The organism is Kitasatospora sp. NPDC098652 (assembly GCF_044760155.1).
Classification (GTDB): Bacteria; Actinomycetota; Actinomycetes; order Streptomycetales; family Streptomycetaceae; genus Kitasatospora.
This window is the reverse complement of sequence record NZ_JBIWAQ010000041.1, coordinates 1-13,618: the sequence shown is the minus strand read 5'-3', so window position 1 is coordinate 13,618 and position 13,618 is coordinate 1. Positions and strand designations below refer to the sequence as shown.

The 13,618-nt window shown below is 73.3% G+C and carries 17 protein-coding genes; 10 read left to right on the top strand and 7 right to left on the bottom strand.

Annotation, left to right across the window (positions count from 1 at the left end; all coding sequences use genetic code 11):
* Nucleotides 1-396: 396 nt before the first annotated feature.
* The 6 genes from ACIQWA_RS39535 to ACIQWA_RS39510 all read left to right on the top strand — a co-directional run bounded on the left by ACIQWA_RS39535 (nt 397) and on the right by ACIQWA_RS39510 (nt 5,102).
* Nucleotides 397-1,011 (top strand): sensor histidine kinase, encoded by a 615-nt coding sequence (locus ACIQWA_RS39535; protein WP_402491662.1) that lies wholly within the window; start codon nt 397-399, stop codon nt 1,009-1,011.
* Nucleotides 1,002-1,646 (top strand): response regulator, encoded by a 645-nt coding sequence (locus tag ACIQWA_RS39530; protein ID WP_402491659.1) that lies wholly within the window; start codon nt 1,002-1,004, stop codon nt 1,644-1,646. The genes ACIQWA_RS39535 and ACIQWA_RS39530 overlap by 10 nt, the downstream gene beginning before the upstream one ends.
* Nucleotides 1,647-1,804: 158 nt before the next feature.
* Nucleotides 1,805-2,269 (top strand): MarR family transcriptional regulator, encoded by a 465-nt coding sequence (locus tag ACIQWA_RS39525; RefSeq protein WP_402491657.1) that lies wholly within the window; start codon nt 1,805-1,807, stop codon nt 2,267-2,269.
* 357 nt (nt 2,270-2,626) lie between these two features.
* Complete coding sequence (locus ACIQWA_RS39520; RefSeq protein WP_402491654.1) at nt 2,627-3,676, top strand: pentalenene synthase; 1,050 nt, start codon at nt 2,627-2,629, stop codon at nt 3,674-3,676.
* A gap of 74 nt (nt 3,677-3,750) precedes the next feature.
* Nucleotides 3,751-4,299, top strand: coding sequence for a hypothetical protein (locus ACIQWA_RS39515; protein ID WP_402491651.1), 549 nt, complete (start codon nt 3,751-3,753; stop codon nt 4,297-4,299).
* A gap of 155 nt (nt 4,300-4,454) precedes the next feature.
* Entirely contained in the window at nt 4,455-5,102 is a 648-nt protein-coding gene (locus tag ACIQWA_RS39510) for a DUF1707 domain-containing protein (protein ID WP_402491648.1), read from the top strand.
* Nucleotides 5,103-5,142: 40 nt separating this feature from the next.
* Here the strand turns inward: ACIQWA_RS39510 and ACIQWA_RS39505 are convergent, their stop codons facing one another.
* Nucleotides 5,143-6,405 carry a hypothetical protein gene (locus ACIQWA_RS39505; RefSeq protein WP_402491646.1) on the bottom strand — a complete coding sequence of 421 codons (1,263 nt, stop codon included), beginning with the start codon at nt 6,403-6,405 and terminating at the stop codon, nt 5,143-5,145.
* A 148-nt stretch (nt 6,406-6,553) separates the two neighbouring features.
* Between ACIQWA_RS39505 and ACIQWA_RS39500 the strand changes: the two genes are divergently transcribed.
* Complete coding sequence (locus ACIQWA_RS39500; protein ID WP_402491644.1) at nt 6,554-7,252, top strand: hypothetical protein; 699 nt, start codon at nt 6,554-6,556, stop codon at nt 7,250-7,252.
* Nucleotides 7,253-7,372: 120 nt separating this feature from the next.
* Here the strand turns inward: ACIQWA_RS39500 and ACIQWA_RS39495 are convergent, their stop codons facing one another.
* The 5 genes from ACIQWA_RS39495 to ACIQWA_RS39475 form a co-directional block, all read right to left on the bottom strand.
* Nucleotides 7,373-8,683 (bottom strand): hypothetical protein, encoded by a 1,311-nt coding sequence (locus tag ACIQWA_RS39495; RefSeq protein ID WP_402491641.1) that lies wholly within the window; start codon nt 8,681-8,683, stop codon nt 7,373-7,375.
* A 206-nt stretch (nt 8,684-8,889) separates the two neighbouring features.
* Nucleotides 8,890-9,861: a zinc-binding dehydrogenase gene (locus ACIQWA_RS39490; RefSeq protein ID WP_402491637.1), complete on the bottom strand. Its 972-nt coding sequence runs from the start codon at nt 9,859-9,861 to the stop codon at nt 8,890-8,892.
* 191 nt (nt 9,862-10,052) lie between these two features.
* The gene (locus ACIQWA_RS39485; protein WP_402491634.1) at nt 10,053-10,256 is read right to left on the bottom strand and encodes a DUF397 domain-containing protein; all 204 of its coding nucleotides are present in this window, start codon (nt 10,254-10,256) and stop codon (nt 10,053-10,055) included.
* A gap of 23 nt (nt 10,257-10,279) precedes the next feature.
* Nucleotides 10,280-10,489 carry a DUF397 domain-containing protein gene (locus ACIQWA_RS39480; protein WP_402491632.1) on the bottom strand — a complete coding sequence of 70 codons (210 nt, stop codon included), beginning with the start codon at nt 10,487-10,489 and terminating at the stop codon, nt 10,280-10,282.
* Nucleotides 10,474-11,313 carry a helix-turn-helix domain-containing protein gene (locus tag ACIQWA_RS39475; RefSeq protein WP_402491629.1) on the bottom strand — a complete coding sequence of 280 codons (840 nt, stop codon included), beginning with the start codon at nt 11,311-11,313 and terminating at the stop codon, nt 10,474-10,476. Before ACIQWA_RS39475 ends, ACIQWA_RS39480 begins: the two co-directional genes overlap by 16 nt.
* A 121-nt stretch (nt 11,314-11,434) precedes the next feature.
* Between ACIQWA_RS39475 and ACIQWA_RS39470 the strand changes: the two genes are divergently transcribed.
* From ACIQWA_RS39470 to ACIQWA_RS39460, 3 genes are all read left to right on the top strand, one after another.
* Complete coding sequence (locus ACIQWA_RS39470) at nt 11,435-11,635, top strand: hypothetical protein (RefSeq protein ID WP_360232305.1); 201 nt, start codon at nt 11,435-11,437, stop codon at nt 11,633-11,635.
* Nucleotides 11,632-11,871, top strand: a complete 240-nt coding sequence (locus tag ACIQWA_RS39465; RefSeq protein WP_360232106.1) for a hypothetical protein — start codon at nt 11,632-11,634, stop codon at nt 11,869-11,871. Before ACIQWA_RS39470 ends, ACIQWA_RS39465 begins: the two co-directional genes overlap by 4 nt.
* Nucleotides 11,872-11,945: 74 nt before the next feature.
* Complete coding sequence (locus ACIQWA_RS39460) at nt 11,946-12,413, top strand: NUDIX domain-containing protein (protein WP_402491625.1); 468 nt, start codon at nt 11,946-11,948, stop codon at nt 12,411-12,413.
* Nucleotides 12,414-12,552: 139 nt separating this feature from the next.
* On the opposite strand, the gene ACIQWA_RS39455 is transcribed toward ACIQWA_RS39460, so the two are convergent.
* Complete coding sequence (locus tag ACIQWA_RS39455) at nt 12,553-13,464, bottom strand: RNA-guided endonuclease InsQ/TnpB family protein (protein WP_402491724.1); 912 nt, start codon at nt 13,462-13,464, stop codon at nt 12,553-12,555.
* Nucleotides 13,465-13,618: the final 154 nt, after the last annotated feature.

The following is a 13,618-nucleotide window of genomic DNA, read 5'->3' as shown; positions in this document are numbered from 1 at the left end:
GAGCGGCGCAGGGTCACCGCCCTGCTCGGCGCGCACGCACCCGAGGCCGCCGGCGCGCACGCACCCGAGGCCGCCGGCGCGCAAGCACCCGAGGCCGCCGAGGAGATCGACCCGCGCCGCGCCACCGCCTACCTGTGGTGCCGCATCCCCGTCGGCCTGCTCGGCGGCGGCACCCTGCTCCTCCTGGCGGCCGGCGCCTGGACCGCCACCACCGGCCTGTCCGCCTGGCTGACCGGCCACGACGCCGACGGCATCGCCCCCAGCCGGCCCGTCGCCGGCTACCTCCTCACCACCGCCACCCTGCTGCTCTTCCTCGACCTGGCCGGCCTGGCCGCCGTCGCCGACCTCGAACGACGCCTGCTCCACCGCCACCTGGGCCCCGACGAACTCACCCTGATGCGCCGGCGGATCGACGAACTCGCCGCCTCCCGCTCCGGCATCCTCGAAGCCGTCGACGCCGAACGCCGCCGCATCGAACGCGACCTGCACGACGGACTGCAACAACGCCTGATCGTGGTCGCCATGCTCCTGGGCCGCGCCCGCCGCCGCAACAGCGAGGACCTCTTCCACCAGGCCCAGACCGAGACCGAACACGCCCTGGAGGAACTGCGCCAGGTCGCCTGGCGCGCCTACCCCACCTTCCTGGACCAACTCGGCCTGCGCGAAGCCCTCGCCGTCGACGCCGAACGCTCACCCGTGCCCGTCACCATCCACGGCGACCTCACCCACCGCCCCACCCCCGCCGTCGAGACCGCCGCCTACTTCGCCGTACGCGAAGCCCTCACCAACGCCGCCAAACACGCCCGAGCCACCCGCATCGACGTGACGATCCACCAGGAAACCGGCACCGTCCGGGTATCCGTCCACGACGACGGCCACGGCGGCGCCGACCCCGCCGGCGCCGGCCTGACCGGCCTGGCCCGCCGCATCAGCGCACTCGACGGCCACCTCACCGTCCACAGCCCACCCGGCGGGCCCACCCACCTCACCGCGGAGCTGCCGTGCGCCTGATCATCGCCGAGGACTCCGCCCTGCTGCGCGCCGGCCTGGCCCGCCTGCTCGCCGACGAAGGACACCACGTCATCGCCGAGGTCGGCGACGCCGACGCCCTGCTGGCCGCCGTCACCGCCGACCCCCCGGACGTCACCGTCGTCGACGTCCGCATGCCCCCCACCCACACCGACGAGGGCCTGCGCGCCGCCCTGCACCTGCGCGAGCACCACCCCCAGGTCGGCGTCCTCGTCCTGTCCCAGTACGTCGAACAGCGCTACGCCGCCCAGCTGCTGGCCGCCGACACCCGGGGCGTGGGCTACCTCCTCAAGGACCGCGTCGCCCACGTCGAGGAGTTCCTCACCGCCCTCGAACAGGTCCGCTGCGGCGCCACCGTCCTCGACCCCGAGGTGGTACGCCGCCTGCTCGCCCGCACCCGCCGCACCGACGACCTCGAGCGCCTCACCGACCGCGAACGCACCGTCCTCACCCTGATGGCCCAGGGCCGCACCAACACGGCCATCGCCCAGCAACTCTTCATCTCCAGGAGCGCGGTGGAGAAACACGCCAACGCCGTCTTCGACAAACTGCGCCTGCCCCGCGACGACGCCACCAACCGCCGCGTCCTGGCCGCCCTGCGCTTCCTCAACAGCTGACCCCCGACCGGCCCCGACCGGCCCCGACCCCCGACCGGCCCCGGGGGAGCGGGCCCGGGACGGCCGCGCGAACCCGCTTGACCTCAAGCCGACTCGAGCTCCTACGGTGATCACGTCCCGAAGACCCGACCCACCCGAAAAAAAGGGGGCGCACCGCCGTGACGCTCAAGGAGTACCCGCACGAAGTCCTGGCCGCCCAGCCCATCGGCGCCTGGAGCGCCGAGGTGTTCCACCGGGTGGTGGGCGCCCTGCGCGAGCAACTCGCCGTCGAGGACCTCACCCAGCCGCACTGGTGGACGCTCAACCACGCCGCCGGCGCCCCCGGCCGCTGGAACCGCACCACCCTGGTCCAGCGGCTGGCCCGCTACGACGACCTCGGCACCGACTTCGACACCGTCTTCGACGACCTCACCGCCCGCGGCTGGCTCCTGGAGGACACGGCCACCGGCGCCATGTCCCTCACCCCCGACGGCGAGGCCGCCCGCCTGCGCGCCCGCGACCGCAACCACCGCGTCCACCTCCAGGCCCACCAGGGCGTCGACGAGGCCGACTTCGTCACCACGATCAACGTGCTGCGCCGCATCACCGCCAACATGGGCGGCGAGGGCAACCTCCCCGACTGACCCGCCCGGCCCGCCCGAGGGCCCGGCCCGCCCGTACAGGAGGCCGACGGGGGTGACCTCCTGTACCGGCCGACCGGGCCCGCGCCCGACCGGCCTCCGGCCACCGGCGTGCGCCGAACGCCCGCACGGGCGGGGAACGCCCGTCGGGCCCCGCCGCCCCCCGCAGGGCGGACGGCGGCCCGCGCGCGGGCCCGGACCCGGCGGCCACCGCCGCGCCGTGCGCCGGGGGTGCTCCCCCGTGCGCTCTTCCGCAGCCGCCGCCGGGTCCACCACGCTGGGCCCGGACCGTCCACGGGGGCGCCGACGGTCCCCACCCGGGCCGTCAGGCCCCCAACCGGTCGGGAGAGCGGAAGGCGTATGCCCCAGGACGTCGAGTTCACGGTGCCCCTCGAGAGCCGGGTCAGCCCCGACCTGCCCCGGGCCCGCCGCCACCACCTGGCCTGGGTACGGGAATCGGGCCTGCTGCGCGGCGAGGAGGCGCTGCGCCGCTACGAGTGCCTGCGGGTGGCCGACAGCGCCGCGTACGGCTTCCCGTACGCCGTCGGTGCCGACCTCGACCTCTGCTTCGACCTGCTCGGCTGGCTCTTCCTCCTCGACGACCACCTCGACCACCACACCGACCACCACCTCGACCACCACACCGACCACCACGCCGACGCCCACGGCGACAACCACCCCGCCGCCCGGCCGGGCCCCCGGCCCGCCACTGCCGCCGCCCGCACCGAGGACGCCGTCGCCCTGTGCCAGCAGCTGGTGGACCACCTGCGCTACGGGACGCGCCCGGGCGCCGGGGCCGCCCCCGTCGTGGCCGCCTTCGCCGACTGCTGGCAGCGGATGAGCCACGGCATGTCAAAGGAGTGGCGCCGGCGCACCGCCCACGACTGGGTCGACTACCTGGCCGGCTGGCCCACCAAGATCGCCGACCGCGTCCCCGGCGCCCTGCCCGACCCCGCCGCCCACCTGCGCGCCCGCCGCCGCACGATCGGCCTGCGCCCGCTGCTCGCCCTCGCCGAGCGCACCGGCCACTACGAGGTCCCGCTGCCCGCCTGGTGCTCCAGCCACCTGGAGGGCATGCGGATCGCCGCCTGCGACGCGATCATCGCCATGAACGAGGTCCACGCCCTGGAACGCGACGAGGCGAGCGGGCGCCCCAACCTCGTCCTGAGCCTGATGCACCACCAGGGCCGCGCCCGCCCCGAGGCCCTGCGCGAGGTCGGCGACACCGCCCGCCGCTCCGTCGAGACCTTCCTCCAACTGCACGCCTGCCTCCCGCAGTTGGAACGCGACCTCGGCGGCCGCGTACCCGAACTGGCCCGCTACGCCGACGCCCACGCCGCCTGGATCCGCGGCTACCACGACTGGGGGCGCACCGCCCCCTGCTACGGGGACGTGCGGCGTCCGGGCTGAGGTACCGCGGGGTGCGGGCGGCCCCTATCATGGGCGCGCTCGGCTTGATGATCACCGCTCCTGGGGGACTGCTGATGACCGGTACCGTCGTCGTGCACGCCGAATCACCGGTGTTCGGCCTGACGAGGCACACCTTCGGCGTGGTGGTCGACGGGGTGCGGGTCGGCACGCTCAGACAGGGCGACACCGCCCGCTTCCCGGTGCCCGCCGGAGCCCGCACCGTGCGGCTGGCCACCGGGGACCTCACCCGCTCCAACACGGTGAGCGTGCAGGTCGGCGAGGGGCGGGAGTTCCTGGTCGCGGGCCGGGGCACCGGCCTGGGATTCGCCGTCCTGGTGCCGGCGCTGGCCCCGTTCGCGATGGTCCCCTGGACCTACGTGGTCGCGGTCATGGCGCTGACGGCCGTGGTGCTGTGGGCCGTCCCCGGACTGCTGTTCCGGGTACGGGCGGTGGGCGACTCCTTCCTCCCGTCCGGACCGGGCGACGAGCACACCGGACCCGCCGCGAGCGCCGGACCCGCCGCGAGCGCCGGGAGCGCCGAGGAGGAGGGCGCAGGCGCCGGCCTGTGGTGGGAGTCGGACCCGGCCCTGGCCAAGCGCTTGCGCAAGTCCGCCGGCTCCTGAACCCACCCCGCCCCCCGGCCGGCTACCCCCGGCCCCGGCCCGCGGCCCCCGCGGCCCGGGTTCCGGGTCCGGGCCTGGCGGGGACGGCACAACGCGATATACCGTATCGCGATATAGCGTAAGTTGCTGCCGAACTCAGGACGGGAACCGCAACCATGCCTGGAGAGACCTCGCCGGCCCCGCGGCCCGCCGCCGCCCCGCCCGCCGCCGGCTTGCCCGCGCTGCGCGCCTCGCACGCCGACCGGGACCGCGTGGTCGCCGCCCTGGGCGCGGCCGCGGGGGAGGGCCGGCTGAGCGCCGAGGAGCTGGACGAGCGGGTGGAGGCCGCGCTGTCGGCCCGCACCGTCGCCGAACTGGCCGAGCTGACCGCCGACCTGCCGCCGGTGTCGGTCTCGGCCACCGGGGCGGTGGCGCAGGACCGGGACGTCCTGCGGATCGAGCAGTACTTCACCAGGACCGAGCGGGTGGGCGCCTGGGTGCTGCCGCGCCGCCTGGAGGTCGCCGCGCAGTGGTGCCACGTGAAGCTGGACTTCACCCAGGCGGTGCTCACCCACGACACCCTGGAGATCGACCTCGACATGCAGGGCGGCACCCTGACGCTGATCGTCGGCCCGGGCATCGTGGTCGACCCCTACGCCCTGGCCCTGGAGTTCTGCAAGGTGAAGGGCCACCAGGACCCGGACCCGCACGCCCCGGTCAGGCTGCGGATCGAGCTGATCGGGAGGAAGAGCTTCGGCCGGGTCGTCGTGCGCCGCTCCCGCCGCCGGCGGGGCCGACCCCGCGCCCTGCCGGCCGGCGACTGACCCGGCGCCCTGCCGGCCGGTGACCGACCCCCGCGCGCGGTCAGTCCTCCTCGCCCCTGCCCCGCTTGCTCCGGCCGGTGGAGCCGCGGCCGGTGCCCCCCGACCGCTTCCCGCCCGCCGGGGCGGCCTGCTCCTTGGCGTCGACGGCGCCCCGCAGCCGGGCCTGCGCCCCGGTGATGCGCCCGGCGAGGGCCTGGTCGCCGTGGCCGGTGACGGCGGGCGTGGCGGCGGCCCGTCCGAGCGCGGTCACCGAGTTCTCCAGGTAGGCCTTCCAGTACTCGACGTGCCGGTCGGTGACGGCCGCCTTGGCGAGGTTGGCGGACAGCTCGTCCGCGTACTGCACGAGGTAGTCGACGGTCTCCTTGAGGTAGCCGCCGTCGATCCCGGTGCGGCCCGCGTGCTCCAGCTCCCACACGTGGGTCTCGATCTCGCGCATCGGCTGCTGGAGCAGGGCGAAGGTCGCCTGCCCGATGTCGCTGATCACGTCCATGTAGATGTGCGGGTCCGTGCCGTCGGCGGCCGCCTCGTCGGGCATCAGCATGGCCTGGGCGGCGTGGATCAGCTCGTGGCGCAGCGTGCTGTAGATGACGGCGGGGCCGTAGTCGTCGAAGAGGTTGCGGTACAGCGACATGGTGACCTTGTCGCCCGAAGTGCCGGTGCTGGTCAGGGCCATGGGCTTGCCCGCGCCCTGGCGGGAGTGCTTGTAGCCGAGGGTGAGGTTCCCCTCGTCCTCGACGGCCTGCGGCAGCTGGTCCAGGACGTGGCGCAGCAGCGCGTCCAGCGCCGCCTGGCGTACGGCCTTCGCGCCGGTCCCGGTGTCGGCCTTGGCCTGTTCCAGCTGGGTGACCAGGGCGGCGGGCAGGTCGGGGACCGCCGGTGACGGCTCGTCGGCCTGGGGCAGGTCGTCGGAGGCGGTGCGCTGGAGCACACCGGCCGTGGCGGGGCGGGCCTCCGTCTCGGCGCGGACCGCCTGCGCCTGGGCCTGCGCCTGCGCCTGGGCCTGCGCCTGCGCCTGGGCCTGCGCCTGCGCCTGGGCCTGCGCCTGCGCCTGGGTCGGCGGGCGCCCCGCGCCGCGCGGCACGCCGTCGACGGTGGAGCGCTGCACCATCCGGGCCACGGCGGCGTTGCCCGCCCCGGCCTGCAGGGCGAGCAGCCGCCCACCGGGCAGCCGGGCGCCGGGCGCCCGCCCGGGGCGCACGGGGCCGGGGGTGCGGTCGGTACGGGGGGTGCGGTCGGTACGGGGGGTGCGGTCGGCGGCCGCCTCCCGGCTGCCGCGCTGCCGCTCGCCGTCGTGTGTGCGCATGGGTTGGTCCCCCCGGGGTGTCCGCTGGCCTTCCATGGTCATCCGGCGGTGCGGTGCGGCGGAAGGGCCGTGGGGGCAGCGCTGCGTGCCCGTACGGGCAGTTCGGGCGGGGTGCGGCACCGTCCGGCCGCCTGCGAGGATCACCGGCATGACGCCACCGCCGCCCGCCGGCCCCGACGCCTGCGACACCCCCGACGGCCCCGACACCTCCGACACCCGCGACGGCCCCGACACCTCCGACGGCCCTGACGGCCCGTTCGCCGTGCTGGGCGAGCCCGTCCTGGCCGTCGCGGACGAGCGGCGCGCCCTGCTCGCCGTCGCCGGTGCGCACGGGGAGGACGAGCAGGGCAGGGTCGGAGTCTTCGACGTCGGCGCAAGCCCCCGGCGCCGTCTGCTGGTCGACACGGGCTTGCCCGTGCACGCGATGGCCTTCCATCCGGCCCGCCCGCTGCTGGCCGTGGGGACCGGGGACTACGACGGCGGCTACCACTTCGAGGGGGAGCTGCTGCTGGTGCACCTGGACAGCGGCACCGTCCGCTCGCTGATCGGGGGCCGCTCGGGGCGCCAGGTCCTCGCCCTGCAGTGGCTGGACCACCAGGACCTGCGGGTCGTGGTGGCGCCCTACGACGACGAGGAGGACGAGGCGGCCCACGTGCAGGGGCACGTCGCCGTCGTCCGCCGCCCCGACTGGACCCGGGTCGGTGCGAAGTCGCTCACCCCCGGGGACCTGACGGGCCCCCGGGTGCCGGCGCCCCGCCCCGACGGGCGCGAGGCCGCCCGCCGCACCATCGCCCGCCTCACCGCCCCGCGCACCCGCCGCCACCACACCGGCGGCCGCCCGGCGTGAGGCCCCCGCAGCGGCGGCCGGAGCAGGAAGTCGGCCGGGCCGACTTCCCACTGCGCGGCCCGGCCGCCTGCGAGCGCCACGGTGGCCGTCGCAGGCGCCCGGCTCCGGGCAGTGGGGCCGTCAGGAGAGCCGGTCGAGGACCCAGTCCGCGAGGACGCCGGAGACCGCGCTGTGCTCGGTGTTCTCGGTGTCGAAGGCGACCTCGTCCAGGTGGAAGCGCTCGGGGCCCTGGTCGAGGAGGTTGAGGTTCGGGTCGACGTCCCAGGCGATCGGGTCGTAGACGAGCGCGGAGGCGCTGACCGCGGGGACGAAGGCGCCGCTGCGGTGGTCCTCGCTGATCTTCGCCTTGATGGCGTCGGCGACCTTGCCGAAGGAGTCCAGGGTGCCGCCGGGCACCCCGTCCAGGGCCGGGACCTCGGTGGTGGTGGAGCGGCGCAGCTCCAGGCCGACGTGCATGCCGCCGATCCGCTGCCCGGCGCCCCGGTCGGGCTGGAAGCGGGCGGTGGCGCTGGCGACCAGGGCCTGCCAGTCGAAGGCGATCTCGCCGGCGGGCAGCGGGCGCCCGGTGCCGTCGCCGCGGCCGTTGGCGACGCCGAGCAGGCGCGGGCGGCGCGGGAAGTTGCCGAGGTCGGCGAGCTCGCGCACGAAGTCGGTGCGCAGGTCGCTGGCGGTGGCGACCTCGCCCGAGTACTTGGCGTCCGGCACCCAGGCCCAGAGCAGCTGCTGGGCGGCGGGGCTGCGGATCAGGTCGGCCTGGGAGGGCTGTCCGGGCTCGGAGGGCGTGAGCTTCTCGAAGAAGTACGCCATCTGCTGGAGGATCAGCGGGATCCAGGCGCCGTTGTGGGGGGAGTCCCAGGACAGGTAGGTGGCGGTCTCGTGGTCGAAGTCCTCGCTCTCCAGCTTGGCGAGCGCGTAGCGGGTGATGATGCCGCCCATGCTGACGCCGCCGACGGTCAGCGGCTCCTGGCCGAAGCGCTCGGCGAGGGCGCGCCGGATCGCCTGGATCACCACATCGGCGTTGTGCTGGATGTGGGTGTGGCGCTCGTCGAAGCCGATCAGGACGACGTCGTGGCCGCGGGCCAGGAGCTGGTCGAGGAAGCCGGGACGGCCGCTCTCGTAGGGGGCGTTGAAGTGGTTGAACAGGGCGGGCAGGTCGCTGGGGCCGTAGTTGAAGCCGTCGGCGAACAGGAACGGCTTCGCCAGGTGGGTGCGGCCGCTGCCGTAGTAGACGGCCGCGGTGCCGCTCGCCCGCCCGCCCGCCAGCTCCCAGGTCGCGTCGGGCACGCGCACGCCCGGCAGGCCGATGTCGGTGGTGAAGAAGATGTCGGAGGCGATCGTCGCCGCGACTTCGGCGAGTTCCTCCGGGGTGAGCTCCGTCCCGCTGGTGGCGGACAGGGAGGTGGAGACGTCGATACGGGGGGTCACAGCCATGGTGTACCGCCTCGGTCCGGGGGGCTGGTTCGTGGCCGACCGTAACGGCACGGTCACTCACCGCACCAGGTGCTGACCACTATTGGCCGAAAGCGACCGAGACGGACAGCACGGACACCGAACCGCCACCCCCCGGCCGACGAGCGGCGACAGACCGTCAACTACACACAGCGGAAGCCGAATTCACCACCACCTCCCGGCCGCGGTCAGACCAGGAGCAGCGTCTTGCCCAGCGCACTCCGCCCCTCGATCGCCGCATGCGCATCGGCCGCCCGCTCCAACGGGAACGTCTGCCCGACCACCGGCCGCACCCGCCCCGCGACCGCCTGCGCCATCACCTGCTCCGCCCACGGACGCATCCGCGCCCGGAACCCGAACAACTGCTCCACCCCGATCACCTCCACCCCACGCCGCTGCGCCTCCTCGGGCTCGATCACCGTGAGCCGGCCGCTGGAGGCGCCGTGCACGGAGAACCGGCCGTGGCGGGCCGTCAGCTCGAACGCGGCGCGGCCGATCTGCCCGCCGACGCCGTCGAAGACGACGTCGACGCCCGCGCCGCCGGTCACCCGCAGGACCTGCTCGGTCCAGTCCGGGGCCGAGTAGTCGATGGCGGCCTCGGCGCCCAGGCCGCGGACCAGGTCGAGCTTGCGCTCCCCGCAGGCGATCCCGATGACCCTGGCCCCGGCCGATCGCGCCAACTGCACCAGCAGGCTGCCGAGTCCGCCGGCCGCCGCCTCGACCAGCACCCACTGTCCGGGGGCGATCCGGGCCCCCTCGACCAGGCCCGTCGCGGTGCTGCCGTCGGAGTGCAGGGCCGCCGCCTCGCGCAGGCCCAGCCCGTCGGGGACCGGGATCAGGCTCTGCGCGTCGGCCGCCACCCGCTCGGCGAAGGCGCCCGTCGAACCGGCGTCGGCCAGCACCGAGCGGCCGATCCAGCCCGGATCCACGCCGTCCCCGACGGCGATCACCCGGCCGGCCACCATGCCGCCCGGCACGTAGGGCAGTTCGGGCCTGGGGTGCCACTGGTCGACGCCCCGGCGGATCTGCGTCTCGACGAACGTGATGCCCACGACGGCGACGTCGACCAGCACCTGCCCCGCCCCGGCGACGGGCTCCGGCGCCTCGCTCGGAACCAGAACCTCCGGGCCCCCGAAACGCACTGCCTGCACGGTCCGCATGCTGATCACTCTCCTGCTCGGACGACATCGACTTCGACGTCCCGGATTCTTCAACCTCAAGCGGCCTTGAGGTCAAACCGTCCTGCGGTTGACGGGTCAGGAGGAGGAGCCGGCGGGCGGCAAGTGATCGGGCCGTCACGATCGGACTGCGGACGGTGGGGGAGCAGGAAGTCGGCGGGGCGGTGCTGCGGTCAGCGGGCGTCGAACTCGCCGGTGCGGACGGCGGTGATGAAGGACTGCCAGGCGGTGGCGGGGAAGACCAGGGCCGGGCCGGAGGGGTCCTTGGAGTCGCGGACCGGCATGGCATCGGTGAACCCGTCCGCGACCTCGATGCAGCCGTTCTGCCCGCCGCTGTACGTGCTCTTGCGCCAGGTGGTGATGTGCGTGGTGTCCATCGCAGGTTCCTCCCGAACGGGGCCTACTGGGCGTCGAACTCGCCGGTGCGGACGGCGGTGATGAAGGACTGCCAGGCGGCGGCGGGGAAGACCAGGGCGGGGCCGGAGGGGTCCTTGGAGTCGCGGACCGGCATGGTGTCAGCGATGCCGTCGGCGACCTCGATGCAGGCACCGCCGTTCGCGCCGCTGTACGAACTCTTCCGCCAGGAAGCGCCAGTCAGGTCGACATCCACTCCAGGTCCCTCCTTGCCGCACGGATGAAAGCCAGCGATTCGGCCCGGCCAGGGGCTTCGACCGCCAGCCGATCGTAGCTCTTGGCCAGCGCGGCAACGGACTTGGAGTCGCGATCGATGTAGCCGCGCTGCTCAGTTTCGCCGTAAGCGAGAACTCTGCGGTTCGGCATGGTAATGAGGTGCGCCATGTGCGTGAACGGCCTGTTCTCGCCCAGTGCGAATGGAGCCACCTGGATGACCACGTTGGGGCGAGAGGACAACTGCTCAAGGTGGCGCAGCTGTTCGACCATGACGTCGCGTCCGCCGACAACCCGCCGGATGCAGCTCTCGTCCAGCACCACGTGCACAAGCGGAGGGGGAGTTCGCTCCAGGATGTGCTGTCGGGCAAGCCTGAATGCGATGCGTTCTTCGGCCAGTTCCAGGGTCGAACCGCCTTGCCGAACGTCGCCCATCTGGATCGCGGTTGCATACGCCCGGGTCTGCAGGAGTCCGGCGATGATGTTGATCTCGAAGATCCTGATCTCTTCTGCAAGGGCCTCGTAGCGCGCGTATTCCGGGAAGCCCTCCAGGATCGCCGCATTTTTCAGCTGATACCACATCAGCAGCATCGTGCCGCCGGTGTTGAGCGCGATGTCCGCTAGCTCGGCAAGCTTGCGACTCGGGGGTCGGTGCGCAAGTTCGATGTAGGACAGGTGTGACGGGGAGCACTCCAGGAGCGGGGCCAGATCCTCCAGCACCATCTTCCTGGCCTCGCGGAAGTTGCGGAGTTGGATCCCGAAGGGGGCCCAGGGGCTGGACTCCGGGTCAATCTTCTTCTTGTTCATGGCAGTCCCTCAACTTCCAAGGTGCCCGCAGGCAAGTCGCATGCCACTTCCGATGCTAGGTGAAGCTGGGCCACCATGTGCAACAGAACGTGAAACTCCCATCGCAGAGAGTTCCATTCCCATGGCCCAAGACCAATCCCCCCGCCTCCACGGCTACGGTGTCCGGTGGGACACCGAGGCCCGGTGCTACCGGGTGCGCAACGAGTGCACCGGGGCGTGGCTGTGCAAGCCCAACGGTGAGCGCAGCGGCTTCTCCTCCTTCACCGAGGCCTTCTCGGCCTGGCGCCTGTTCGAGGTGCACAAGCGGCCGGGGGAGCAGTGACCCTCTCCCGCATCACGGCCGAGCAGCGCCGGCAGGCCGCCGCCGTCCTGGACGACCTCACCACCGTCCTCGCCCTCGGCCGGGTCAACCTCCCGACCCTGGAGGTGGACTGGGATACCGGCCGCTCCACGTGCGAGTACCTGCTGCACCTCACCGCCCGCCCCCTCGACCTCCTCCGGATCGTCGACCTGCTCCGCAAGGGCCTGCGCTACGAGCGCCTCACGTATGACGACTGAACTCCTCGCCCGCCTGCTGTGGTGGGCCTGCTTCGCCCTCCTGCTGTTCTGCGCTCTCAGGAAGTGAACCCCCCGTGCACGACCCCCGCCTGCTCGCCAAGCCCCCCATCTGCCGGCTCGGCTGCCTCGTTCTCGTCCGCAACCAGCGCGGCGACGTCCTGCTCGTCGACCCGGACTACCTGGACGGCATGATCCTGCCCGGCGGCCCCGGCAAGGCGAACGAGCCCCCGCACCGCGCCGCCGCCCGCCACCTCCAGGCCCAGACCGGCATCATCCTCAGGCTCACCCACGCCGTCGCCCTCGACTACACCCCCTCCGACCGCTACCTGGAGCGCTTCAACGTCGTCTTCGACGGCGGCACCCTGCGCGACGAACACCCCGTCACCGTCCCGCCGCAGAAGCGCAGCCGCCTGCTCGGCGCCCGCTTCGTCCCCGTCCACGAACTCCAGAACCACATGGCCCCCTCCCAGGCCGCCCGCACCGCCGAAGCCCTCACCGGCCGCGCCCTGCCGCTCCTCCTCCACGGCCAGCGCCCCGACTGAGACGAGCAGGGGAGGCGTTCCCCGGGCTCATCCCCGGCGCGGCCCGACCGCTCACCCGGTCGGGTGAGGGTCGCGCCGGACGGCGAGGAGTTGTAGCAGGCTCCTGTCTGGCTGACGCTCCTTGACGTCCTCCAGGCCCCTAAAGGACCTGGATTCCTACCACGGTCGTCTGACCGTCTCGGTGGGTTCCTGCTTCACGGCGCGGTGCCGGGACGAGTCCCGGTCTTACCTGCGCTCCACAGGCGTTTAGCCTGTCCGCCCGTCCGGCGGCCAGGATGTTGCGTGCTGCGTTGATGTCGCGGTCGTGGACGGTCCCGCAGTCCCCGCAGGTCCACTGGCGGACCGAGAGGGGCTTGGGACCGTCCTTGATGCCGCAGGTCGAGCACACCTGAGAGGTGGGCTCGAAGCGGCCGATCCTGCCGAAGTACCGGCCGTGTTTGGCGGCCTTGTACTCCAGCATGGTGACGAACGCCGACCATCCGGCGTCGTGCACGGACTTGGCGAGCCCGGTCCGTCCGAGGCCGGACACCGTGAGGTCTTCCACGTACACCGCTTGGCTCTCGCGGATGATCTTCGTGGATTCCTTGTGGTGCCAGTCCCGGCGGCGGTCGGCCACCTTGGCGTGCTGACGCGCGACCTTCTTGCGGGCCTTGGCCCGGTTCTTCGATCCCTTCTCGCAGCGGCTCAGCGCCTTCTGCATACGCTTGAGCTTCTTCTCGGCGCGGCGCAGGAACTTCGGGGAGTCCACCTTTCGTCCGTCGGAGAGCACCGCGAAGTGGGTGAGTCCGAGGTCGATCCCGGTGTCAGTGTCCAGCTCGGGCAGGATCTCCGGGTCGGTGTCCACGACGAAGCTGGCCCAGTACCGGTCCGCGGCGTCCTTGGTGACGGTGACGCTGGTCGGTGTCGCCGGGAGCGGACGGGACCAGCGGACTTCGAGGTCTCCGACCTTGGCCACGTACAGACGCCCGGAGCCCCGCAGGGAGAACCCGTTGGCGGTGAGCCGGATCGACTGCCGGTTGTCCCGCTTCGACTTGAAGCGCGGCGGTGCGATCTTCGGCCCCTTGCGCTTGCCGGTGACCTCTTTTGTCTCCGGCGCAGGCCCCGGCCTTTAGGCCGGGGTTAGCCGGTCCTTGGCCCGGAGCCGCGAAGCGGCGCAGGTCGCTGCGTTGTCAGTGACGTCCACTATGTTGATCACAGCAACCGAG

Bases quoted from the DNA above. Each gene is read 5' to 3' on its own strand.
- ACIQWA_RS39490 (WP_402491637.1), bottom strand. From the start codon at position 9,861: ATGCGGACCGTGCAGGCAGTGCGTTTCGGGGGCCCGGAGGTTCTGGTT.
- ACIQWA_RS39470 (WP_360232305.1), top strand. From the start codon at position 11,435: ATGGCCCAAGACCAATCCCCCCGCCTCCACGGCTACGGTGTCCGGTGG.
- ACIQWA_RS39495 (WP_402491641.1), bottom strand. From the start codon at position 8,683: ATGGCTGTGACCCCCCGTATCGACGTCTCCACCTCCCTGTCCGCCACC.
- ACIQWA_RS39505 (WP_402491646.1), bottom strand. From the start codon at position 6,405: ATGCGCACACACGACGGCGAGCGGCAGCGCGGCAGCCGGGAGGCGGCC.
- ACIQWA_RS39500 (WP_402491644.1), top strand. From the start codon at position 6,554: ATGACGCCACCGCCGCCCGCCGGCCCCGACGCCTGCGACACCCCCGAC.
- ACIQWA_RS39510 (WP_402491648.1), top strand. From the start codon at position 4,455: ATGCCTGGAGAGACCTCGCCGGCCCCGCGGCCCGCCGCCGCCCCGCCC.
- ACIQWA_RS39515 (WP_402491651.1), top strand. From the start codon at position 3,751: ATGACCGGTACCGTCGTCGTGCACGCCGAATCACCGGTGTTCGGCCTG.
- ACIQWA_RS39520 (WP_402491654.1), top strand. From the start codon at position 2,627: ATGCCCCAGGACGTCGAGTTCACGGTGCCCCTCGAGAGCCGGGTCAGC.
- ACIQWA_RS39485 (WP_402491634.1), bottom strand. From the start codon at position 10,256: ATGGACACCACGCACATCACCACCTGGCGCAAGAGCACGTACAGCGGC.
- ACIQWA_RS39535 (WP_402491662.1), top strand. From the start codon at position 397: ATGCGCCGGCGGATCGACGAACTCGCCGCCTCCCGCTCCGGCATCCTC.
- ACIQWA_RS39475 (WP_402491629.1), bottom strand. From the start codon at position 11,313: ATGAACAAGAAGAAGATTGACCCGGAGTCCAGCCCCTGGGCCCCCTTC.